This is a genomic window from Streptomyces sp. ICC4 (genome assembly GCF_003287915.1).
Taxonomy (GTDB): Bacteria; Actinomycetota; Actinomycetes; order Streptomycetales; family Streptomycetaceae; genus Streptomyces; species Streptomyces tritrimontium.
This window is the reverse complement of record NZ_CP030286.1, coordinates 4,300,441-4,323,270: the sequence shown is the minus strand read 5'-3', so window position 1 is coordinate 4,323,270 and position 22,830 is coordinate 4,300,441. Positions and strand designations below refer to the sequence as shown.

The 22,830-nt window shown below is 73.1% G+C and carries 17 protein-coding genes and 2 pseudogenes; 8 read left to right on the top strand and 11 right to left on the bottom strand.

What is annotated here, in order from left to right:
• The first annotated feature begins 25 nt into the window (after positions 1–25).
• Both DRB89_RS20040 and DRB89_RS20035 read left to right on the top strand, forming a co-directional pair.
• Positions 26–1,468: a GuaB1 family IMP dehydrogenase-related protein gene (locus DRB89_RS20040; RefSeq protein ID WP_204357708.1), complete on the top strand. Its 1,443-nt coding sequence runs from the start codon at positions 26–28 to the stop codon at positions 1,466–1,468.
• Between the two features lie 226 nt (positions 1,469–1,694).
• Positions 1,695–2,249 (top strand): sigma-70 family RNA polymerase sigma factor, encoded by a 555-nt coding sequence (locus tag DRB89_RS20035; RefSeq protein WP_112463364.1) that lies wholly within the window; start codon positions 1,695–1,697, stop codon positions 2,247–2,249.
• Between the two features lie 39 nt (positions 2,250–2,288).
• On the opposite strand, the pseudogene DRB89_RS45995 reads toward DRB89_RS20035, so the two are convergent.
• Positions 2,289–2,366, bottom strand: a pseudogene (locus DRB89_RS45995) (LuxR C-terminal-related transcriptional regulator); the annotation flags it as partial.
• Between the two features lie 221 nt (positions 2,367–2,587).
• Between DRB89_RS45995 and DRB89_RS20025 the strand changes: the two are divergent.
• The 4 genes and pseudogenes from DRB89_RS20025 to DRB89_RS20010 form a co-directional block, all read left to right on the top strand.
• Positions 2,588–3,646, top strand: a pseudogene (locus DRB89_RS20025) (vitamin B12 dependent-methionine synthase activation domain-containing protein); the annotation flags it as partial.
• 32 nt (positions 3,647–3,678) lie between these two features.
• Positions 3,679–4,617: a methylenetetrahydrofolate reductase [NAD(P)H] gene (metF, locus tag DRB89_RS20020; RefSeq protein ID WP_112453581.1), complete on the top strand. Its 939-nt coding sequence runs from the start codon at positions 3,679–3,681 to the stop codon at positions 4,615–4,617.
• 32 nt (positions 4,618–4,649) lie between these two features.
• The gene (ahcY, locus tag DRB89_RS20015; RefSeq protein ID WP_112449681.1) at positions 4,650–6,098 is read left to right on the top strand and encodes an adenosylhomocysteinase; all 1,449 of its coding nucleotides are present in this window, start codon (positions 4,650–4,652) and stop codon (positions 6,096–6,098) included.
• A gap of 202 nt (positions 6,099–6,300) precedes the next feature.
• Positions 6,301–6,576, top strand: a complete 276-nt coding sequence (locus DRB89_RS20010; protein ID WP_112449680.1) for an acyl carrier protein — start codon at positions 6,301–6,303, stop codon at positions 6,574–6,576.
• Positions 6,577–6,681: 105 nt separating this feature from the next.
• Here the strand turns inward: DRB89_RS20010 and dxr are convergent, their stop codons facing one another.
• Both dxr and fdxA read right to left on the bottom strand, forming a co-directional pair.
• On the bottom strand, positions 6,682–7,923 hold the full coding sequence (gene dxr / locus DRB89_RS20005; RefSeq protein ID WP_112449679.1) for a 1-deoxy-D-xylulose-5-phosphate reductoisomerase: 1,242 nt from the start codon (positions 7,921–7,923) through the stop codon (positions 6,682–6,684).
• Positions 7,916–8,242: a ferredoxin gene (fdxA, locus tag DRB89_RS20000; RefSeq protein WP_112449678.1), complete on the bottom strand. Its 327-nt coding sequence runs from the start codon at positions 8,240–8,242 to the stop codon at positions 7,916–7,918. The genes dxr and fdxA overlap by 8 nt, the downstream gene beginning before the upstream one ends.
• A 257-nt stretch (positions 8,243–8,499) precedes the next feature.
• Here fdxA and DRB89_RS19995 point away from each other — a divergent pair, with 257 nt between their 5' ends.
• Positions 8,500–10,836, top strand: coding sequence for a LuxR C-terminal-related transcriptional regulator (locus tag DRB89_RS19995; protein ID WP_112449677.1), 2,337 nt, complete (start codon positions 8,500–8,502; stop codon positions 10,834–10,836).
• Positions 10,836–12,437 carry an AMP-binding protein gene (locus DRB89_RS19990; protein WP_112449676.1) on the top strand — a complete coding sequence of 534 codons (1,602 nt, stop codon included), beginning with the start codon at positions 10,836–10,838 and terminating at the stop codon, positions 12,435–12,437. The genes DRB89_RS19995 and DRB89_RS19990 overlap by 1 nt, the downstream gene beginning before the upstream one ends.
• Positions 12,438–12,632: 195 nt before the next feature.
• On the opposite strand, the gene ispG is transcribed toward DRB89_RS19990, so the two are convergent.
• The 8 genes from ispG to DRB89_RS19950 form a co-directional block, all read right to left on the bottom strand.
• Complete coding sequence (gene ispG, locus DRB89_RS19985) at positions 12,633–13,796, bottom strand: flavodoxin-dependent (E)-4-hydroxy-3-methylbut-2-enyl-diphosphate synthase (protein WP_112449675.1); 1,164 nt, start codon at positions 13,794–13,796, stop codon at positions 12,633–12,635.
• A gap of 140 nt (positions 13,797–13,936) precedes the next feature.
• Positions 13,937–16,279 carry a 1-deoxy-D-xylulose-5-phosphate synthase gene (gene dxs / locus DRB89_RS19980; RefSeq protein WP_275431969.1) on the bottom strand — a complete coding sequence of 781 codons (2,343 nt, stop codon included), beginning with the start codon at positions 16,277–16,279 and terminating at the stop codon, positions 13,937–13,939.
• 84 nt (positions 16,280–16,363) lie between these two features.
• Positions 16,364–17,290, bottom strand: coding sequence for a Gfo/Idh/MocA family oxidoreductase (locus DRB89_RS19975; RefSeq protein WP_112449674.1), 927 nt, complete (start codon positions 17,288–17,290; stop codon positions 16,364–16,366).
• The gene (locus tag DRB89_RS19970) at positions 17,287–18,420 is read right to left on the bottom strand and encodes an Ldh family oxidoreductase (protein ID WP_112449673.1); all 1,134 of its coding nucleotides are present in this window, start codon (positions 18,418–18,420) and stop codon (positions 17,287–17,289) included. The genes DRB89_RS19975 and DRB89_RS19970 overlap by 4 nt, the downstream gene beginning before the upstream one ends.
• A gap of 11 nt (positions 18,421–18,431) precedes the next feature.
• Positions 18,432–19,775, bottom strand: coding sequence for a M20/M25/M40 family metallo-hydrolase (locus DRB89_RS19965; RefSeq protein WP_239516242.1), 1,344 nt, complete (start codon positions 19,773–19,775; stop codon positions 18,432–18,434).
• Positions 19,756–20,715, bottom strand: a complete 960-nt coding sequence (locus DRB89_RS19960) for a sugar phosphate isomerase/epimerase family protein (RefSeq protein WP_112449672.1) — start codon at positions 20,713–20,715, stop codon at positions 19,756–19,758. Before DRB89_RS19960 ends, DRB89_RS19965 begins: the two co-directional genes overlap by 20 nt.
• Positions 20,705–21,742 (bottom strand): Gfo/Idh/MocA family oxidoreductase, encoded by a 1,038-nt coding sequence (locus DRB89_RS19955; RefSeq protein WP_112449671.1) that lies wholly within the window; start codon positions 21,740–21,742, stop codon positions 20,705–20,707. The genes DRB89_RS19960 and DRB89_RS19955 overlap by 11 nt, the downstream gene beginning before the upstream one ends.
• A 25-nt stretch (positions 21,743–21,767) precedes the next feature.
• Positions 21,768–22,817 carry a polyprenyl synthetase family protein gene (locus DRB89_RS19950; protein ID WP_112449670.1) on the bottom strand — a complete coding sequence of 350 codons (1,050 nt, stop codon included), beginning with the start codon at positions 22,815–22,817 and terminating at the stop codon, positions 21,768–21,770.
• Positions 22,818–22,830: the final 13 nt, after the last annotated feature.

The window sequence follows — 22,830 nt, the reverse complement described above, 5'->3', positions numbered from 1 at the left end:
CCGATTCGACTGGGATGTTCTGCACGTGCGTTTTCTCAATGACCTGAAGCCGCCGTACGACCTTACGTACGACGATGTGTTCATGGTGCCGAGCCGCTCCGCGGTGGGTTCCCGCCAGAGCGTCGACCTCTCGGCCCCCGACGGCACCGGCACCACCATTCCGCTGGTCGTGGCGAACATGACCGCCATCGCCGGCCGCCGGATGGCCGAGACGATCGCCCGCCGGGGCGGCATCGTCGTCATCCCGCAGGACATCCCGATCGATGTCGTCACCGACGTCATCTCCTGGGTGAAGACCCGCCACCTCGTGCTCGACACCCCGATCACGCTGGCGCCCACCCAGACCGTCGCCGACGCGCTGTCCCTGCTGCCCAAGCGGGCGCACGGCGCCGGCGTCGTCGTCGACGCCGACGGCCGCCCGGTCGGCGTCGTCACCGACCACGACCTCACCGGCGTGGACCGCTTCACCCAGCTCTCCGAGGTCATGTCGAAGGAGCTGCTGCTCATCGACGCCGACATCGACCCGCGCGAGGCCTTCAACAAGCTCGACGCCGGCCACCGCAAGCTGGCCCCCGCCGTCGACAAGGACGGCAAGCTCGTCGGCATCCTGACCCGCAAGGGCGCCCTGCGCGCGACCCTGTACACCCCGGCCACCGACGCCAACGGCAAGCTGCGCATCGCCGCCGCCGTCGGCATCAACGGCGACTTCGTCGCCAAGGCCAAGCAGCTGCTGGACGCCGGCGTCGACACGCTGGTCATCGACACGGCCCACGGCCACCAGGAATCGATGATCAACGCGATCAAGGCCGTCCGCGCGCTGGACCCGCAGGTCCCGATCGTCGCCGGCAACATCGTCGCCGCCGAGGGAGTCAAGGACCTCATCGACGCCGGCGCCGACATCATCAAGGTCGGTGTGGGCCCCGGCGCGATGTGCACCACCCGCATGATGACCGGCGTGGGTCGCCCGCAGTTCTCCGCCGTGCTCGAGTGCGCGGCCGAGGCGAAGAAGCACGGCAAGCACGTGTGGGCCGACGGCGGCGTCCGCCACCCGCGCGACGTGGCCATGGCGCTGGCCGCCGGCGCGTCGAACGTCATGATCGGTTCCTGGTTCGCCGGTACGTACGAGTCCCCGGGCGACCTGCAGCAGTCGGCCGACGGCCGCCTGTACAAGGAGTCCTTCGGCATGGCCTCGGCGCGCGCGGTGCAGAACCGCACCTCGGAGGAGTCGGCGTACGACCGTGCCCGCAAGGGCCTCTTCGAGGAGGGCATCTCCACCTCGCGGATGTTCCTCGACCCGACCCGTCCGGGCGTCGAGGACCTGATCGACTCCATCATCGCCGGTGTCCGCTCCTCCTGCACCTACGCCGGTGCGGGCTCCCTCGCGGAGTTCGAGGAGAACGCCGTCGTGGGCGTCCAGTCCGCGGCGGGCTACGCCGAGGGCAAGCCGCTGCACGCCAGCTGGAGCTAGTCCCTTCCTGACGCGCGCTTCGTTCCGTCGGCCCCCCGAGCTCCGGCCCGGGGGGCCGACGGCGTCCGCGGCCGCCGCGCGGGGGTCAAGGTGCGTGGGGCGGGCGACCGTTCGGCGACGCCGGACGACCGGTCGGCGCAAGACGGGGCGGGATACGCCGGGCGGCGGATAACTCCGCGCGCGGACTGCGGCACGCTCCGGTCATCCGACCCGGAAGGGGTGGCCCGTGCCCGCGACCGCCGACACCACGACCCGCCGCCGCACCGACGCGCACTCCCTCGCCCGTCTGCACAGGGAACACGGCAAGGCCCTCCAGGGCTTCCTCCTCGGCCTCACCTTCGGCGACCGGCACCGTGCCGAGGACCTCCTCCAGGAGACCCTCTTCCGCGCGTGGAAGCACCCCGAGGCGCTCGAGAGCGGCGCCCACGCCTCCCCGCGGCCCTGGCTGTACACCGTGGCCCGGCGCGTCGCCATCGACGCCCGCCGGGCCCGGCTCGCGCGCCCCGCCGAGGTCGGGCCCGACGGGCTGGAGCACTCGCCCGCCGACGAGGACCGCACCGAGCGGTCCGCCGCCGTCCTCGACGTCCGCGAGGCCCTGCGCTCACTCAGCTCCGACCACCGGGCCGTCCTGCTCCAGATCTACTTCCACGGGGCCAGCGTCTGTGAGGCCGCCGAGGCGCTGGGGGTGCCCGCCGGGACGGTCAAGTCCCGTACCCACTACGCCCTGCGGGCCCTGCGCGAGCTCCTGCCCGGCTACGATCGCGGCGACCGCCGACCGTGAACGGACCTCCAGCTTCGCCAGGATGCGCGAGACGTGCGTCTGCACGGTCCGGCTGGACAGGAAGAGGGCGGAGGCGATCTCGGGATTCGTCCGGCCCTCCGCGACGAACAGCGCCACCCGCAGCTCCGACGGAGTCAGCGCCTCCCAGCCCCGCGCCGGGCGCCGCCGCGCCGCGCGGCTGCCCCGGCGGACCCCCAGGCTCCGCAACCGGGCTTCGGCCCGGGCGACGTCCCACCGCGCGCCCAGGGCCTCGTAGGCGGTCACCGCGCGGATCAGGGCCGACCGCGAGGAGGGCAGGTCGCCGTGCCAGGCCCGGGCCACGGCCAGGTCCTCCAGACCCCGTCATCCTCGGCGGCGCCGCCCTGACCCGCGCCTACGTCGAACAAGACCTCCACGAAATCTACGAAGGCGAAGTCCGCTACGCCCGCGACGCCTTCGAAGGCCTGCGCCTCATGGACGCCCTCATGGGAGTCAAACGCGGAGTCCCCGGAGCCGCTCTTCCCGAGCTCAAGAAGCGCCGCGTCGCCAAGCGGGACGCGCCCGTCATCGTCGAGGAGCGCCCCGAGGACGAGGGATCCGTCCGCTCGGACGTCCGCATCGACAACCCGGTCCCCGCCCCGCCGTTCTGGGGCACCCGCGTGGTCAAGGGCATCCCGCTGAAGGACTACGCCTCCTGGCTGGACGAGGGCGCCCTGTTCAAGGGCCAGTGGGGCCTCAAGCAGGCCCGCGGCGGGCCCTCGTACGAGGAGCTGGTGGCCGGCGAGGGGCGGCCCCGCCTGCGCGGGCTCCTGGACCGCCTGCACACCGGCAACCTGCTCGAAGCGGCCGTGGTCTACGGGTACTTCCCCTGCGTGTCCAAGGGCGACGACCTGGTGATCCTCGACGAGACGGGGTCCGAGCGGACCCGTTTCACCTTCCCGCGCCAGCGCCGCGGCCGCCGGCTCTGCCTGGCCGACTTCTTCCGGCCCGAGGAGTCGGGGGAGACCGATGTGATCGGCCTCCAGGTGGTCACCGTCGGCTCGAAGATCGGCGAGGAGACCGCCCGCCTGTTCGCCGGGAACGCGTACCGCGAGTACATGGAGCTGCACGGCCTGTCCGTCCAGCTCGCGGAGGCCATGGCCGAGTACTGGCACGCCCGCGTCCGCGCCGAGCTCGGCTTCGGCGGCGAGGACCCGGCACAGGTCCAAGAGATGTTCGACCTGAAGTACCGCGGCGCCCGCTTCTCCCTCGGCTACGGCGCCTGCCCCGACCTCGAAGACCGCGCCAAGATCGCCGACCTCCTGCGGCCCGAGCGGATCGGCGTCCACCTCTCCGAGGAGTTCCAGCTGCACCCGGAGCAGTCGACCGACGCGATCGTCATCCACCACCCCGAAGCCAAGTACTTCAACGCCCGCTGACGCGCGCCCCCGTACGTCCGGAAGGAACCTCCATGTCAGGTCCGCAGCGCTCCGCCGAGCGCGGCCGATACCGCCCGGCCCTGCTTCCCGCCGACGGCGAGCGCTCCTACTCCTTCGAGTTCTTCCCCGCGAAGGACGAGGCCGGGGAGCGCCGCCTGTGGCACGCGATCCGCCGGGTCGAGGCCGTCGCCCCGACCTTCGTCTCGGTGACCTACGGGGCCGGCGGCTCCTCCCGTACCCGCACCATCGCGACCACCCACAAGATCGCCACCCAGACCACCCTGCGCGCCGTCGCGCACCTGACCGCGGTCGGGCACTCCGTGGCGGAACTGCGCCAGATCATGGGCCAGTACGCCGATGCCGGGATCCACGACGTCCTCGCGCTGCGCGGGGACCCGCCGGGCGATCCGAACGGCCCCTGGATCCCGCACCCGGAGGGACTGACCCACGCCGATGAGCTCGTGACCCTCGTCAAGGAGGTCGGCCGCTTCGGCGTGGGCGTCGCCGCCTTCCCCGAACGCCATCCGCGCTCCGCGGACTGGGAGAGCGACATCGGCCACTTCGTGGCCAAGTGCCGGGCCGGCGCGGACTACGCCATCACCCAGATGTTCTTCCGGGTCGAGGACTACCTGCGGCTGCGCGACCGGGTCGCGGCGGCCGGCTGCGACATCCCGATCATCCCGGAGATCATGCCCGCCACCGACGTCCGCCAGATCCGGCGGTTCGCCGAACTCAGCAACGCCTCCTTCCCCGACGCCCTGGCCCAGAGGCTGGAGGCGGCCCGTGACGACCGCGCCGAAGGACACCGGATCGGCGTCGGGCACGCGACGGACATGGCCGAACGGCTCCTCGCCGAGGGGGCGCCCGGCCTGCACTACATCACCCTCAACCGTTCCACGGCCGCCCTGGAGATCCACCAGAACCTGGGACTGGCCCGGGCCCGCCTGTCGGCCCGCGCAGCGGTCGCCTGACCCCGACCATCACCCCGCACGGAGGAATTCGAATGACCAGCACGCAGGTGGCCGACTTCAAGGTCGCCGACCTCTCCCTCGCCGCCTTCGGCCGCAAGGAGATCACCCTCGCCGAGCACGAGATGCCCGGGCTGATGTCGCTGCGCGCGGAGTACGCCGCCGCGCAGCCGCTGGCCGGCGCCCGGATCACCGGTTCGCTGCACATGACCGTGCAGACCGCCGTCCTGATCGAGACGCTCGTCGCCCTCGGCGCGGAGGTCCGCTGGGCCTCCTGCAACATCTTCTCCACGCAGGACCACGCGGCCGCCGCCATCGCGGTCGGCCCGACCGGTACCCCGGAAGACCCGCAGGGCATACCGGTGTTCGCCTGGAAGGGCGAGACGCTGGAGGAGTACTGGTGGTGCACGGAGCAGGTGCTGACCTGGCCGGGCCAGCTGGGCCCGAACATGATCCTGGACGACGGCGGCGACGCCACCCTCCTGCTGCACATGGGCGTCGAGTTCGAGAAGGCCGGCGAGGTCCCCGACCCCTCCACCGCCGAGAACGACGAGTTCGCGCTCATCCTCGAACTCCTCGGGCGGACCCTGAAGGCCAACCCGTCGAAGTGGACCGACACGGCCGGCGAGATCCGCGGTGTGACGGAGGAGACCACCACCGGCGTCCACCGCCTGTACGAACTGGCCGCGAACGGCCGGCTGCTGTTCCCGGCGATCAATGTGAACGACTCCGTGACGAAGTCGAAGTTCGACAACAAGTACGGCTGCCGGCACTCCCTGATCGACGGCATCAACCGCGCCACCGACGTGCTGATCGGCGGCAAGGTCGCGGTCGTCTGCGGTTACGGCGACGTCGGCAAGGGCTCCGCGGAGTCCCTGCGCGGCCAGGGCGCCCGCGTCATCGTCACCGAGATCGACCCGATCTGCGCGCTCCAGGCGGCCATGGACGGCTACCAGGTCGCCACCCTCGACGACGTCGTGGAGATCGCCGACATCTTCATCACGACCACGGGCAACAAGGACATCATCATGGCCGCCGACATGGCCAAGATGAAGCACCAGGCGATCGTGGGCAACATCGGCCACTTCGACAACGAGATCGACATGGCCGGCCTCGCGAAGATCGAGGGCATCGTCAAGGACGAGGTGAAGCCCCAGGTCCACACCTGGAAGTTCCCCGACGGCAAGGTCGTCATCGTGCTGTCCGAGGGCCGCCTGATGAACCTGGGCAACGCGACGGGCCACCCGTCCTTCGTGATGTCGAACTCCTTCGCCAACCAGACGATCGCCCAGGTCGAGCTGTTCACCAAGCCCGAGGAGTACCCGGTCGGCGTCCACGTGCTGCCCAAGCACCTGGACGAGAAGGTGGCCCGCCTGCACCTCGACGCCCTCGGAGTGAGGCTGACGGCCCTGCGCCCCGAGCAGGCCGAGTACATCGGCGTCAAGATCGAGGGCCCGTACAAGGCGGACCACTACCGCTACTGAGGCCGGGCGGGCCGCCCGAGCCCGCCGCGCGAGGAGGACGGCCGCGGCAGCCCCCGACCGGGGGTTGCCGCGGCCGTCCTCCCGCACCGCGCGCCATCACGAGCCACAGCCACAGCCCCAGCCGTGCCTTTAGCGGGCGCGGTGACCATCCTGAGGCGGCGGCCCACGGGCCGCGACGACCTCGCGTACAGGAGGACCAGCCATGACCACCCCCGGAGCCCCGCCGGTGGCCGGAGAGCTGCGCGGCTGGCTGACCGAACGCCTCGCGCTCCACCTCGGCCGGCCGGTCGGCAGCCTCGACCCCCGGACCCCGCTCGCCGTCTACGGCATGGACTCGGTCTGCGCCCTGACCCTGTGCGGTGACCTGGAGGACGAGCGGGGCCTGATCGTCCCCTCGACCCTGGTCTACGACCACCCGACGATCGACGCGCTGGTCGCGTACCTGTCGGTGCTGACGGCGGCCCCCGTCGGCCGCTGACCGGCCCCGTACGCCCGCAGACTCCGTACGCCCCGTACGCCCCGTACGCGTAGATCCCCCGCCCGGCACGGCCGGACGGGGGATCTACGCGTCTCTCGGGCCGGTTCAGCCGGCCAGCTCGCGCGCGCGGACCCGGGCCCGCTTCTCGGCGTCGAGCACGTCGGACAGGGTCAGAGCGGCGGCGCTCGGGGTGGCGTCCAGTTGCTCGTCCACCACCCGCTGCACGGTGCTCACGATGCCGGTGAACGGCAGCCGGCCGGCGAGGAAGGCGCCCACGGCCTCCTCGTTGGCGGCGTTGAAGACGGCGGGCGCCACACCGCCCGCGCGGCCCGCGTGCTGCGCGAGGCCGACGGCGGGGAAGGCCTCGTGGTCCAGCGGGAAGAAGGTCCAGGCCGTCGCCGTGGTCCAGTCGCATCCGGGGGCGGCGTCCGGCACCCGGTCCGGCCAGCCCAGTCCGAGCGCGATGGGGATCCGCATGTCCGGCGGGCTGACCTGGGCCAGCGTGGAACCGTCGGTGAACTCGACCATGGAGTGCACGACCGACTGGGGGTGGACCACCACGTCGATGCGGTCGAAGGGGATGTCGAAGAGCAGGTGGGCCTCGATGACCTCGAGCCCCTTGTTCATCAGCGTGGCCGAGTTCACCGACACCATCGGGCCCATGTCCCAGGTCGGGTGGGCCAGCGCCTGCTGCGGGGTGACGTTCTCCAGATCGGCCCGGGCCCGGCCGCGGAACGGCCCGCCGCTGGCCGTGAGGACCAGGCGGCGCACCTCCGTGTCGCGGCCGCCGGTCAGGCACTGGTACAGCGCCGAGTGCTCGGAGTCGACGGGCACGATCTGCCCCGGTCGTGCCAGCCGCTTCACCAGCGGACCGCCCGCGACCAGGGACTCCTTGTTGGCCAGCGCGAGCACGGTGCCGGCTTCCAGGGCGGCCAGCGTCGGGGCCAGGCCAATGGATCCGGTGATGCCGTTGAGCACCACGTCGCACTCCAGGCCCGCCAGCTCGGTGGCCGCGTCGGGTCCGCCCAGCAGCTTCGGCAGCGCGCGGCCGGCGGCCCGTGCCGCGAGCAGCCCGCGCAGGGCCGGCAGGGCGTCGGCGTCCGACACCGCCACGTACTCCACACCGAGGAGGAGGGCCTGCTCGGCCAGCAGCTCCAGGCGGCCGCCGCCCGCGGCCAGGCCGAGCACGCGGAACCGGCCGGGCGAGCGGCGGATCACGTCGACGGCCTGCGTGCCGATCGAGCCGGTGGAGCCGAGGATGACCACGCTGCGCGGGCCGGAGGCGATCGGCTGGGCCACGCGTGGGTCGGCGAGCGGTGCGGCGGCGGCCGTCAGGAGCTCAGACATGGGCGGCGGCCAGGGGAAGGGCGGCCACGAACGGGTGGTCGGCCGCCAGCGGGTCCGCGTTGCTCGCGCCGCCCGGGGAGCCGACGGTCTCGAAGATCTCGATGTTCGCCGGTCCGAACCCGGCCCACTCCTCCGGCACGTCGTCCTCGAAGAAGATCGCCTCGACGGGGCAGACCGGTTCGCACGCCCCGCAGTCGACGCATTCGTCGGGCTGGACGTACAGCATGCGCGGGCCCTCGTAGATGCAGTCCACGGGGCATTCGTCGATGCAGGCCTTGTCCTTCACGTCGACGCAAGGCTGAGCGATGACGTACGTCACGGGTGGCTCCTCGGGGTGGCGGAAACGTTCCTGGTGTCGTTGCCGGCGCGAGCTGTCCAGCTCGCCCCGCATTCGAACCAGAAGGGCTTGTGACGGGCTAAAGGCGCCCTCGGCCCCGTCGCCGTGACCGCGCGGGCCTCGCCTTCAGAGCCCCTTAAGGCCCGCTGACTAGCTTCCGGAACCGCACGGTGGGACACCTTTCGTCCCCCCGTTCAGTTCCGAAAGCCAGCCACCGGGCATCAAGACATGGGGGAAAAATGTCGATCGATCTCGGGACGCCTCAGCTGTCCGCCGGACTGGTGGGCAGGGAACTCGATCTGATGGGAATCCAAGGGAGGCTCCAGGACCGGGCCGTCCGGCTCGCCACGCTCACCGGCCCCGCCGGCGTCGGCAAGAGCAGACTGGCCGCCGAGGCCGCGCACGGCCTCGCCGCCGAGTTCCCCGGCGGCGTCCGCTCCGTGGACCTGCCCGCCTGCGCGTCGCCGGACGCGGCCGTCGAAGCGGTCGCCGGGGCCGTCGCCGCGGGCGCCGCCGCGGCCGCCGCGGCCGTCGCCAGAGCCCAGTCGCATCCCGGCGGCGCGGACCCGCTGCGGTTCCTGCTGATCCTCGACGGGGTCGAGCACCTGACCGGCGTCCTCGCACCCGCCGTCGCCGAACACCTCGCCGCACAGCCCGCGTTGACCGTGCTGGCCACCGGGCAGCAGGCCCTGCGCATCTACGGGGAGCGCGTGGTCCCCGTGGCACCGCTGGCCCCGCCCGGACCGCTCGCGGAGCCCGAGGTCGCCGACGTCCAGGAGAACCCGGCCGTCCAGCTCTTCACCCGGCGCGCCCACGAGGTGAACCCCGAGTTCACGCTCACCGCGGAGAACGTCGAATCGGTCGTCGCCGTCTGCAACCTCCTCGAAGGCGTGCCGCTGGTACTGGAGCTGGCCGCCTGGCGGCTGCGCCTGTTCCCGCTGCGCGAACTGCACGCCTGGCTGGTCCGGGGCGGCGACAGCCACCTGTCCGGCCCCGTCGACGCGCCCGCGCGCCAGCGCTCCGTACTGGCCATGGCCGAGTGGAGCTGCCGGGGCCTGAGCGAGCGGCAGCGCACCCTGCTCGGGCACCTGGCCGTCTTCGAGGGCGGCGCCACCCTCGCCACGGCCGAGAAGGTCACCCCGCTGGCGCCCGGCGAGAGCGCCGAGGCCATCGAGGCGCTCCTCGACCGCAACCTGCTCTCCCTGACCGAACACCCGCGCGCCGACAGCCGCCTGACGATGTCGCGCACCATCCGCACGTACGGGCTCGCGCTCCTCGCGGACTCCGGCGCGGAGCGCTCCGCGCGCCAGGCCCACGCCCGCCACTACCAGGGGCTCCTGCACACCCTCGACGGCCGGTTCAACGGCTCCGAGCAGCGCCGCTGGCTGCGGGCCGCCGCCGTGGAGCACGAGAACGTGCTGGCCGCCCTCGCCCACCTGCGGGACGAGGGCGACCTGCGGGGGCGGGCGGCGCTCGCCGCCGCCAGCCTGCGGCCCTGGCTGGTGCGCGGCGAACTCAAGGAGGGGCTGCGCTGGTTCGACACCACCGCCCAGGCCCTCCAGGAGGAGCAGAAGACGCAGAACGCGCAGGACGCGCAGGACGAGGAGCTGCTGCGGATGCGCGCCCGGCTGCACGACGGGGCCGGCTGCCTCGCCGCCGCCCTCGGCGACCACGACGGCGCCTCCCACCGGCACCGCCGTGCGGTCGCCCTCTACAAGCAGCTGCGCGACCCCCGGCAGGGCGCCCGCGCCTCCGCCCGCATGGGCCTGGCCTACTTCCACTGCGGGGACCGGGCCGTGGGCCAGTCCCTGCTGTCCGCCGCCCGCGCCACCCTGGAGGCGCAGGGCGACACCGCCGGCTCCGCCGAGGCCGCCACCGCCCTCGCCGAAGCCCTCGCCGCCGGACCCGCCGAGGAGGTACGGGCGCTCCTGGACCGGGCCGTACGCATCCACCGCCAGAGCGGGGAGGTGCGCGACCTGGCCCGCACCCTGCTCGCCGTCGCCCGCGCCGCGCTGCGCGAGAACGACGAGGAGGCCGCGCGGAGCGCGCTGCGCGAAAGCCTGCGACTGTTCGACTCCGTCGACGAGCGCACCGAACTCCCCGCCGCCCTGGAGGAGTTCGCCCTGCTCATCCAGAGCGCCGCCGGCCAGCCCCAGCGGGCCACCCGGCTGCTCGCCGCCGCCGAATCGCTGCGCCGGCGTACCGGTGCCAAGGTCCCCGACGACCACTGGGACCGGGTCCAGGAGGCTGTCACCGGACTGCGCCGCCAGCTCGGCTGGACCGTCTTCGCCACCGCCTGGGTGGAGGGGCTGCGGCTGCGCCCGGAGGCCATGGCCGGCGAGGCCCTGGCCGCCGTCGGAACCGGCCGCCACGAGGACCGCGGCGAGGCCGCCGTCCTGACCCCGCGCCAGCTCCAAGTGGCCCTGCTGGTCGCCGAGGGGCTCACCAACCGCCAGATCGCCGGGCGGCTGGAGATCGCGGAGTGGACCGTCGTCAACCACGTCCGGCACGTCATGCGCAAGCTGGGCTGCAACTCGCGCGTCCAGGTGGCCTGGGCCGTCGGCAGGAGGAACTGATGGCCGCACCGCGGCAGCCCGCGCCCCGCACCGCGGCGGACCCCGCCGACGGCGGGGTGCCGCTCGCCGACCTGCTCGCCGCGCTGCGCCCGCCGGCCGCCCTCGCCGAGGAGTTCGTCCGCCGGGGCCGATGGCGCCGGGCCACCGTCCTGCACGACCTGTACCGGGCCGGGGCCGCCCACCCGCACCGCACCGCGATCACCGCGCACCGCGCCCACCAGCCCGCCGGGACCCGGATCGCCCGGATCTCGTACGGGCAGCTCGTCGCGCTCGTCGACCGGTTCGCGCACGCGCTGGCCGCCCTCGGCATCCGCCCCGGCGACCCCGTCGCCTTCCAGCTGCCCAACTGGTGGGAGAGCTGCGCCCTGTTCCTGGCCTGCCTGCGGACCGGTGCCGTGGCGGTGCCGGTGATGCCCGGCTACGGCGCGCAGGACCTGGAAGCGGTACTGACCGCCGCCCAGCCCCGCCTGTGCGTGGTGCCGGACCTGTGGGAGGGCGCCGCGCCCGCCGAGACCCTCGCCGACCTGGCGTCCTCGCTGCCCTGGCTGCGCCACCGCATCGTGCTCGGCGACGCCGAGTCCACCGGCGCCCTCGACTTCACCCGGCACTTCGTCCGCACCCCCCACGAGCGCTACCACCGCACCGGCTGGCTGCCGATGCCCGCGGACCTCGCCGACCGGATCTGCCTGAACGTCAACTCGGTGGGGCTGCGGGAGACCCACACCATGGACATGCACACCCCCAACTCCCTGTACGCCGGGCTCGGGGGCGCCGGTGCCCCGCATCCGGGCGAGGCGGGGTTCTCGGCCCTGCCGCTCGCGGTGCTGCCCTCGCTGCTGCACTCGGTGCTCGGCCCCCTCTCGCGCGGCGGCACGGCCGTACTGCAAGACGTGTGGGACCCGGAGACCGCGCTGGACCTGCTGGCCCGCACCGGTGCGGGCCTGGCCTTCGCCACCCCCGCCCAGTGGTCGGAACTGCTGGCCGCGCAGGCGGAGAAGCCCCGGGACCTGAGCACCCTGCGCCGGGCACTGTCCTCCGACGCGGCCGGCACCTCCGCCGGGCTGGTCCGGGAGATGCGCGAGAGCTGGCGGGTGCCGCTGACGGCGGGCGCGGATCCGTCCGGCGGGCAGGACCCCGAGGGGCCCGGGCCCGCCACCCGGCTGGCCCGGTGGCAGCGCGGGGCCGGCGGGCTCAGGCCGACCTGGGAGCACACCGGCGAGGCCGCACCGGGCACCGCGGCCGGGGTCGCCGGGGCGGCGGCCCCCGAGGAGGTCGGCGGGGTCTTCCTGCTGCCCGTGACCGAGATCGAGGAGCGGCTGGCGGCCCATCCCCGGATCGCGGAGGCCGCCGTGGTGGCCTACGTGGACCCCCTGCACGGGGAGCTGGCCTGCGCCGTGGTGGTCCCGGACGGGGATCCGCCGAGCCTGCCGGAGCTGTGCGAGCACCTGCTGGGGCTGGGCACCGCCGAGGCCCATCTGCCGGCCCGGCTGGAGCTGGTGGGCGCCCTGCCCCGCGCCGGGTCCGGCGCACCGGACCGCCGCCGGCTGCGCGCGATGCTCACCCGCCGCGCGGCCCTGGCCGCGGGCCCGTCCCCGGACTGACCTCCCGGACTGACCTCCCTGGTCGTCCCGGCGCGTCCCGGCGCGTCCCGGCGCGTCTCGGCGTACAGCGGCCCCGCCCTTCACTGCGAAGGGCGGGGCCGCTGCCTGGTGGGCCGCGCGTGGGCGGGGCGGGGTGGCCCCGGCACACCGAGGAGTGTCCGGCGGGCCGCGGCGGAGCTCCGCGGGGACCTCTCGTCACAGCACCTTGACGCTGGTCGCGTCGCCGGCCCGGGAGGACCGCTCCTCCGCCGGCATCGCCTCGACCAGCTTGAGCGCCTCCTCGATGAGGGTCTCCACGATCTTGGACTCGGGGACGGTCTTGATGACCTCGCCCTTCACGAAGATCTGGCCCTTGCCGTTGCCCGAGGCGACACCGAGGTCGGCCTCGCGGGCCTCGCCCGGACCGTTGACGACGCAGCCCATGACCGCGACCCGCAGCGGGGCGTCCAGGCCCTCCAGGCCGGCCGTGACCTGGTCCGCCAGCTTCCACACGTCGACCTGGGCGCGGCCGCAGCCGGGGCAGGAGACGATCTCCAGGCCGCGCTTCTTCAGGTTCAGGGCCTCGAGGATCTGCAGGCCGACCTTGATCTCCTCCACCGGGGGAGTGGAGAGCGACACCCGGATCGTGTCGCCGATGCCCTCGCCGAGCAGCGCGCCGAAGGCGACCGCCGACTTGATGGTGCCCTGGAAGGCCGGGCCCGCCTCGGTGACGCCGAGGTGCAGCGGGTAGTCGCACTGCGCGGCCAGCTGCCGGTACGCCTCGATCATGACGACCGGGTCGTTGTGCTTGACGGAGATCTTGATGTCCTGGAAGCCGTGCTCCTCGAACAGCGAGCACTCCCACAGGGCCGACTCGACCAGCGCCTCGGGCGTGGCCTTGCCGTACTTCTTCAGGAGCCGCTTGTCGAGGGAGCCGGCGTTGACGCCGATCCGGATCGGGACGCCGGCGCCGGAGGCGGCCCGGGCGATCTCCTTGACCTTGTCGTCGAACTGGATGATGTTGCCTGGGTTGACGCGGACCGCGGCGCAGCCGGCGTCGATGGCGGCGAACACGTACTTGGGCTGGAAGTGGATGTCGGCGATGACCGGGATCTGCGACTTGCGGGCGATCTCCGACAGGGCGTCCGCATCGTCCTGCGAGGGCACCGCGACGCGGACCATCTGGCAGCCGGCCGTGGTGAGCTGGGCGATCTGCTGGAGCGTGGCGTTCACGTCGGAGGTGAGCGTCGTGGTCATGGACTGCACCGAGACGGGGGCACCGCCTCCGACGGCGACGTTGCCGACCATGATCTGGCGGGTGTGGCGGCGCGGGGCGACGGACTTGGGCGGCAGGGTGGGCGAGCCGAGCAGAACGGTCATGACGGGGGTCCCTTCGGGAGACTTCGCAAGAACGGGCAAGGGCGGACACAGCAGGTCCAGCAGGTACGTCAGGTCCAGCAGGTACGTCGGGTCCAGCAGGTACGTCGGGTCCTTCGGGTACGTCGGGTACGTCGCGCCGGTCAGACCAGCTGCTCGGCGGGCAGCTGGGCGGCGGGCTGCCGCTGCAGGGCCCCGGAGAGCTTGAGGGCGATGTCGCCCGGCGTCAGGCCGAGCGCCTTGAGGATGTCGGCGCGCTTGGCGTGGTCGAGGAACTCCTGGGCGATGCCGAACTCGCGGGTCGGGGTGTCCACGCCCGCGGCGCGCAGGGCCATCGCCACGGCCGAACCGGCGCCGCCGGACAGGCCGTTGTCCTCGACGGTCGCCACCAGGCGGTGGCGCGCGGCCAGCGGGATCAGGGCCGGGTCGACCGGCTTGATCCAGCGGGGGTCGACCACGGTGCAGCCGATCCCGTCGGCCTCCAGCAGGGAGGCCGCGTCCAGGCAGGTCTGCGCCATGCTGCCGACGGCGACGAGGAGGATGTCCGCGCTCTCGCCGCGGTGCAGGACGTCTATGCCGCCGACCCTGTCCACCGTGTCGATGTCGGACTGCACCGGCCCCTTGGGGAAGCGCACCGCGGTGGGCCCGTCCTTGACCTCGATGGCCTCCTGGAACAGCTCGCCCAGCCGGCGGCCGTCGCGCGGGGCGGCGATCCGCATCCCCGGCACCACGTTCAGGATCGACAGGTCCCACATGCCGTTGTGGCTGGCGCCGTCGTCACCCGTCACACCGGCCCGGTCCAGGACGAAGGTGACCGGCTGCTTGTGCAGGGCCACGTCCATCAGCGCCTGGTCGAACGCGCGGTTCAGGAAGGTCGCGTACATCGCCACGACCGGGTGCATGCCGCCCATGGCCAGGCCCGCCGCCGAGGTCACCGCGTGCTGCTCGGCGATGCCGACGTCGAAGGTGCGCTCCGGGAAGGCCAGCGAGAAGTCCCGCAGCCCGGTCGGCTCCAGCATCGCCGCCGTGATCGCCACCAGGTCCTCGCGGCGGTGTCCGGCCTTGACGATCTCCTCGCTGAACACCGAGGTCCAGCTGCGCGGGGCCGGGGTCGCGGGGGCCTTCGCCCGGCCGGTGCTGATGTCGAAGGCGGCCGTGGCGTGGAAGCGGTCCAGCTCGTGGTTCTCCGCCGGGGCGTAGCCGTTGCCCTTGGTGGTGATGACGTGGACGAGGACCGGGCCGCCGAAGTGGCGGGCCCGCGTCAGGGCCTTCTCCAGCGCCACCGTGTCGTGGCCGTCGACCGGGCCGATGTACTTCAGGCCGAGCCCGTCGAAGAGGTTCTGCGGGGCGACGGTGTCCTTGAGGCCCTTCTTCGCGCCGTGCAGGACGTCGTACAGTCCGCTGCCCAGCACCGGGGCCTTGGCGACCAGCTTGCCCCATTCCAGCACCCGGCCGTACTTGTGCGAGGTGCGCAGCTTGGTCAGCTGCTCGGCCAGGCCGCCGATGGTCGGCGCGTACGAGCGGCCGTTGTCGTTGACGACGATGACGACCGGCAGCTCCTTGTCGGCCGCGATGTTGTTGATGGCCTCCCAGCACATGCCGCCGGTCATGGCGCCGTCGCCGATGACCGCGACCGCGAAGCGGTCCTTCTGGCCCTTGAGCTTGTACGCCTTGGCCAGGCCGTCCGCGTAGGACAGGGCGGTGGTCGCGTGGGAGTTCTCCACCAGGTCGTGGACCGACTCGGCCCGCGAGGGGTAGCCCGAGAGGCCGTCGGCCTGGCGCAGCTTGTCGAACTGGTCGGCGCGGCCCGTCAGCATCTTGTGGACGTAGGTCTGGTGGCCGGTGTCCCAGACGATCGAGTCGTGCGGGGAGCGGAACACCCGGTGCAGGGCGATGGTCAGCTCGACGACACCGAGGTTGGGGCCGAGGTGGCCGCCGGTCTTGGAGACCTTCTCCACCAGGGTCTGGCGGATCTCCCCCGCCAGCTGGTTCAGCTGCTCGTGGTTCATCGAGCGCAGGTCCTGCGGGGTGCGCACGGCCCGCAGCAGCCGGCCGACGCCCTCGGCGCGGTCGCGGTGGCCCTCGGCCGGCACGAAGCGGATCTCCGTGGACGGCTCCAGGCCGATCTCCGGGCCGGTCTTCGGGGTGTCGGTGGAGATCAGGACGTTGTAGTGGTTGGGGAAGTGGCAGGCGTCGTAGCCGAGGACGGTGCCGACGCGCTGCTCACCGGACCAGACCTCGTCGCCGCGGTCCAGGACCCCGCCGTTGGTGAGCTCGACGAAGCCGAGGAACGCCACCCGGTCGACGGTGCCGCCCGGCTGGGTGGTGACCTGGTCGGTGGTCACCAGCTCGTGGATCTCGCCCTCCCGCACGCAGCGGCTCGTGTACGGCTCCAGGACCATGCCGCGGTCGTCTCGGCGGTGCTTGAGCACCTTGACGACAACGCCGTTGACGCTCTTCTTCCGACCGTTCTCCGGGTGTGCCATGACAGTTCAACTCCCTTGGTGTGGTGCTGGATCGATGCGATGCGATGCGATGCCTGCGGTGCGATGCGTGCGGGAAGGCCCCGGTCAGCCGGCGGTGACGGCCGTGCGCTCGGACCGGTAGACCTGGTGGACGAGTTCGAGGGTGGCCAGGCCGTCCGGCCAGGTGGCGCGCTCGCCGCGCAGCACCTCGGCGAACTCCTCGAGGACGCCCACGTACTCGTGGCCCAGCGAGCTCTTGAAGCCCGGGTAGCCGCCCAGCATGTCGGCGGAGAACCGGCGCCCGTCGCCGAGCACGACCTCGACGTCCTTGAGCTCCCCGTGGCCGTAGGCCCAGTCCAGGTCCACGACGGCCTCGGTCCCGTCGGCCGAGGTCAGCCGGATCACGGCCTGCTGGTCCACGCCGTTCTCGTCGCGGGTGACGTCCGCGCCGGTCAGCGAGACCTCGCCGAGGAGCAGGTGCACCACGTCGATGGCGTTGGGGCCGTTGTCGGCGACCGCGCCGCCGCCGCACCGCTCCGGGTTCAGGTACCACTGGTCGCGGCCGACGTGCTCCTCGATCTTCTCCCAGTAGCGCACCGTCAGCTTCTCGACGGGGACACCGTCCGGCAGGCCGTCCCGCAGGGCGAGGACGTTGGTGTTGTAGCGGCGGTGGTACGCGGTGAACAGCGCCACCTTGCGGACGGAGGCCAGTGCCCGCAGCGTCCGGCCCTCCTCCACGGTGATCGCGAGGGGCTTCTCGACGCAGACCGCGCGTCCGGCGCTCAGGGCGTCCCGGACGACCGCGAAGTGCACGTCGTTGGGGACGTTGACGACGACCGCGTCGAGCTCCGTGCCGGCCAGCAGTTCGCGGTGGTCGCGGTAGGTGGGGATCTTCCCCTCGAAGGGGGCCAGCACCTCTTCGTTGAGGTCGCACACGGCGGCCAGTTCCAGGCCCGGGAGGCCCTCGAGCGCCTCCAGGTAGAAGCGGGAGATCACTCCCAGCCCCACGATGCCGATACGGATCTTGCTCATCGTTCTCCTCCAAGGGGAGCGGGCGGGACGAGGGAGTACTGCTCGGCGACTGCCAGCAGCTCGCCGTGGAGGGCGGCGGCCAGCGGTACGCCGTGTTCGCGCGCCTGGCGCGCGTGCCGGTCCTCGGGCCAGCCGGGGTAGCTCACCGGCCGGGCGGGATCGATCGCCGGGGCCCCCAGCAGGGAGGCGAACAGATCGTCGGCCTGCGCCAGGAACTCGCCCTCGGGGCGCAGCGTGCCCGGTGCGATCGCCAGGGCGAGGAAGCCGATGTTGTCGTCGCGGCCGTTGGGGCGGGCCCCGCCGAGCTCCCCGGTCGGACCGAGGTTCGCGCCGGGCAGCAGCGCCGCCAGCGTCTCCACCAGCAGGCTCAGCCCGTACCCCTTGTAGGCGCCGGTCTCCGGGCGCCCGCCCAGCCACTGCAGGTGCGCCTCGCCGCGGTCGAAGGCTCCGGGGTCGGTGACCGGGGTGCCCGCGTCGTCGGCGAGCCAGCCCTCGGGGATCCGCTTCCCGGCCCGCTCGGCCGCCCGCACCCGGCCCGTGGGGACCACCGTGGTGCTCATGTCCAGGACGTACGGGGGGTGTTCGCCGGCCGGTACGGCCAGGCTGAACGGGTTGGTGCCGAGCATCGCGGCGGCTCCGCCCGGCGGGCGGATGATGCGCTGCCCGCCGCAGTTGCCGGCCAGCAGGCCGATCTGGCCCTGCTGGGCCAGCTTGCCCGTGAAGTACCCGGCGCACCCGAAGTGGGTGCCGTTGTACAGGGAGACCAGGCCGATCCCGTGGGTCCGGGCCCGCTCGGCGGCCAGCTCCATCGCCGCGCCCGCCGACCACAGGCCCAGCGCCCGGTGCGAGTCCACCAGGACCGCCGCGCCCCGATCGGCGACGATCTCCAGATTGGCCTCGGGGTCGGCGCGCCCCTCGTCGAACAGGGGCAGGTACTGGCGGGTCAGGTTGGCCAGGCCGTGGGAGCTGACCCCGGTCAGGTCCCCGTACACCAGCGCCTCGGCGGCGGCCCGTGCCCGGTCCTCGGCCAGGCCCCGGCGGACGAACACCTCGGCGGTGAAGCCGACGAGCTCGCCGTGGTCGAGCCGGACGGTGCGGGACCGCTCGGCGGTGGCTGTGGCGGTGGTCATGTGCTTCCTCATCACGTCGTCGACGTCGACGTCGTCGACGGCAGGTCGTTGGTGGCGAAGGCGATCAGTAGCCGGGCGATGTCCCCGGCGAACAGTTCGAGTTCCTCCCGGTCGGCGAACTCGCCCTCGGCGTGGGCGTTGTTGCGCTGCAGGTCCCCGGGGCCGAACACGGCCGTGAACCCGTCCGGCAGCCCGTCGGCCCAGATGGCGTCGCAGGTGAAGGCGGCCTCGTCGGCCGGCCAGCGCTCCAGCCCGGCCTCCTCGGTCAGCAGCCGCTCCGCCCACGCGTCGCGGGACTCCAGGGCGGGCAGTCCGCGTTTGAGCCAGTCCAGGGTGGTGATCTCCTCCGCGTCCGCGGCGGTCCGCCCGATCAGCTCGCTGCCGGCGAAGCGGTGGCGGAAGCCGGCCAGCGCCAGGCGCAGCTCGTGGCCTACGGCCTCCTCCAGTGCGATGCCGTCGGCGCCGGAGCCGTAGGACAGGTTCAGCAGCAACTGGCCCGTCCCGTAGACCTTGTTGTGCAGCGGTCCGGTCTGCAGGCCGGCCACGCACACCTGGCCGCTGGTCGCGTACCGCGGCAGGGTGTCGGCCAGGTGGCCGGCCACGTGCCCCAGCAGGACCGTCGCGTTGTGCCCGGCGGCCGGGGCGTCGTCGATGGAGTCGTCGCCCGCCACCCGCACCCGGGCCGTCATCGCGGCCGTGGAGCGGGTCAGCAGCCGCCGCCCCGTCGGCTCGCAGAAGATGTTCAACCGGCCCGTGTACCCACGCTCGATCAGCGGCCGGGTGCCGTAGACCCCCATGGCGCCGCCCTCCTCGCCGGACACCAGCTGGATCAGGACACCAATCTCGCGGCCGACGGCGGGCTCCGCGTCGAGCGCCGCCCGGATTCCGGCCAGCAGGGCCACCGCGGGGCCCTTGGCGTCGATGGCGCCCCGGCCGTGGAAGCGGCCGTCGGCCAGCGACACCGGCTGCACCCCGGCGACCGTGTCCACGTGGATGTTGAACATCACGGTCCGCGACCGCGGCAGCGGCGGCCCGAGCCGCAGCACCAGGCTGGGCTGCGAGGCCAGGAACTCCCCGCCGTCCCGCACCGCCCACCGCACGACCGCCGGGACCTGCTCGTCGGCCAGCTCGTCGGCGTCGGCGGTGCCGTGCCACTCGACGGTGAAACCGAGCTCCCGGGCCGCCTCGGCGTAGGCCAGCTGGGCCTCCCACAGCCGGACCTCGCCGCCCGCCCCGGTCTCCAGCGGACCGGCGGTCGGCAGGGACAGCAGCCGCAGCAGCAGCGCGTCGTCCCCGGCGGTGAGCGGCGCGGTCCGCAGCGGCGCGGTCCGCGGCTCAGTGGTCGATGCCGGCACGTGCGTTCTCCTCTCTCGTCTCGTCAGTGGCCGATGCCACGACCTCGGTGGCGACCAGGTGTTCCAGGTGCCGCCCGTACTCCACGAACAGGTCGGGCCCGTCCTCGCCCAGCTCGGTGCGGCTCTCGTGCGGCCGCAGCGCCAGGTGCGGTTCGATCGACCAGGCGCCGGTGTACCCGTGCTCCAGCAGCAGCCGCAGACACCGGGCCACCTGGCTCTCGCCCCGGCCGGGCAGCGTGTAGGCCGCGGCCGTCCCGCTGCCGACCGCGTCCTTCACGTGGACGTGGGCGACCGCCTCGGGGCACTGGCTCATCAGCCGCTCCAGCACCCCGTAGGCCTCGTACCCGTACGCCGCCCCGTTGCCGGTGTCGAACAGCAGCCGCAGCGCCGGGCTGTCCACCTCCGCCAGCAGCCGCAGCATCCGCTCCGCGCTGCGCCCGGCCCAGCCCGCACAGTTCTCGTGCAGGAGGACCAGGCCCGAGGCGTTCGCCCGGGCGGCCAGCAGCCGCATCCGGCGGATCACCTCGGTGCCCCACTCGGCCTCGTCCCACCCGTCGTTGGGGTAGGACATGACCCGCACGTAGCGGGTGCCGAGGGCGGCGCACCGCTCGGCGAGCCGGTTCAGCTCGGCCAGGTCCTGCTCGACGCCCTGGCTGATCGGCCTCGACCAGTCCGCGATCCGCGAGTCCACGCACGCGGTGCCCAGCCCCGCTTCCCCCAGCGCCCGCAGGCAGGCGCCGAAGGCCGCGTCGTCCAGGTCCGCGATCGCGACCCCGCCCACGCTGCGCATCTCGATCAGCTGCCAGCCCAGTCCGGAGACCGCGCGGACCTGCTGCTCCAGAGTGCGCCCGGCCTCGTCGCCGATCCCCGCGTAGAGGATCCCGGGGGCTGCCTCGCCCCTCGGCGCGTGCCGCGCGACGCTCCGCAGGTCAGGAAGCATGGGGCAGTGCCTCTTCCTGGAGCGCCTCTTCGAGACGGGCGATCCTGGCCAGTTCCTTGGCTTCCGCGAGCACGGTCGTCACCCGGGAGTTGAGCCGGAAGTCGGCTTCCAGGTCCGCGTCCGTGGTGAACTGCTCGTACGCGTGGAGCAGGAACCGGGCCAGGGAGTCGTCCCGGAAGACCGAGCGGACGTTCTTCCCGTCGGCGGAGGTGTGCAGGTGCGCGTAGTCGTCGCTCTCGCTGATCGGGTAGTGGCCCACGGCCCACCCGTCGCTGAACCCGAGGCGGATCACCCGTTCCCGGATCGGCGAGGCCAGGTCGGAGAAGATCTCCGTCTGGACGCCGCCGTCGTGGTCCAGCAGCAGCCGGGCCGCCCCCATCTCGGGGATGACCCTGTCGCCGACGTGCATGTCGTGCAGTTCGGCCCCGGCCGTCCGGCCCTCGCCGGCCAGCTTGAGCGCCACCCCCACCGAGTGCGGCAGCTCCACGTCGAAGGCCGTCGGGTGGCCCTCGGTCTGCAGGGTGCGCACCAGGCGCGGCTTGCGCTGCGCCACGAAGATGGTCTCCAGCGTGCCGAGCTTGCCGCCCTGCACCAGGGACCGCAGCCGGGTGGTCAGGGCGCTCTGCAGCCAGTGCGCCACCACCATGACCTTCAGGCCGTGACCGGCCCGCAGGGCGTCGATGGCCGCCAGTTCCTCGGTGTCGGCCACCAGCGGCTTCTCCACGAGGATCCGGTCGAACCCCAGCTCCGCCAGCTCCCGCAGCGGCTCCAGCCGGTGCGTGGGCGGCGTGCACAGGTGGACGACGGTGTCCTTGGGATCGAGGAGCTCAGCGGCCTTGGCGAGCTCCGGTACGGAGATCACCTCGGCGTCGGTGAGCTGCGGGGTGTGCGGGTTGAAGTCGTAGACCACGGGCGGGAGGCCGGAGATGAGGGCGGCGCCGCGCTCGGTGCGGCGCAGCCGCTCCAGGACGGTCCAATGGAGCCCGTGACCGGCCCGGCCGAAGCCTACGATCAGTGTTCTGGGCATGATTCACTCCCGTTGGCTCTCGAGGTCAGTGGCTTCGGTAGGCGACCCGGGTAGCCAGCCGGGAGAACTCCTCGCACCAGGACTCGTCCAGCCCCGAACGGGCGATCGACTCGCAGGCCTTGTCCACGAGTCCGGCGATGGTGCGCTCCACGGTGGCGCGGACCCCGGTCTCCTCCAGGACCTTGCGCAGCAGCTCGACGTCCCAGGGGGCGCCGTCCTTGCGGTCCAGGAGCGAGCGCACCCGGGCGTCCTGTTCGGCGGCCAGCGCCAGCAGGAGGGTCATCTTGTGCTCGGCGAAGTCCAGGCCGGTCGGCTTGCCGGCGTCCTCGGTGGTGCCGAAGGCGTCGATCAGGTCGTCGCGGAGCTGGAAGGCCTCGCCCAGGGCGAGCCCGTACGTCTCGAACGCCGAGGCCAGGTCGGGGCGTCCGGCCAGGGTGGCGCCGAGCACCAGCGGGCGGTGGATGGTGTAGCGGCCCGACTTGCACACCGCGATCCAGCGGGACAGCGAGGGGTCGACCACGCCCTCCGCGGCGACCGCCACGTCCAGGTGCTGGCCGATGACCATCTCGGCGCGCAGTTCGTCCCAGACGGCGCGGGCCGGGGCGGGGAAGCGGGTGGTGAGCTGGTCGGCGTAGATGAGGGCCAGGTCGCCGGCGAGGACCGCGACGCCCTCGCCGAAGCGGCGGGACTCGCCCTGCCAGCCGTTGATCTGGTGCTCGGCCTCGTGCAGCCGGTGGACGGTGGGGGAGCCGCGGCGCAGCGAGGAGTTGTCCACGACGTCGTCGTGGATCAGCGCGAACGCCTGGAGCAGTTCGAGGGCCGCGGAGGCGTCGATGGCGACCGAGTCGGACGGGTTGCCGCCGGCGGCCAGGAAGCCGCTGAGGGCGAACACGGGGCGCAGCCGCTTGCCGCCGCTGGCGACCAGCGAGGAGATCGCGTCCACCGGCTGGGCGGCCCGGGGGTTGATCCCGTACCAGTACGCGCGCTGGCGCTCGACGAACTGCTCGAGCCGCTGCTCCACCTGGTCGAGCAATCCGGCCCGGAGTTGCTGAATATCGGTAACGACGGTCGTCATGGCAGCCTTCTCT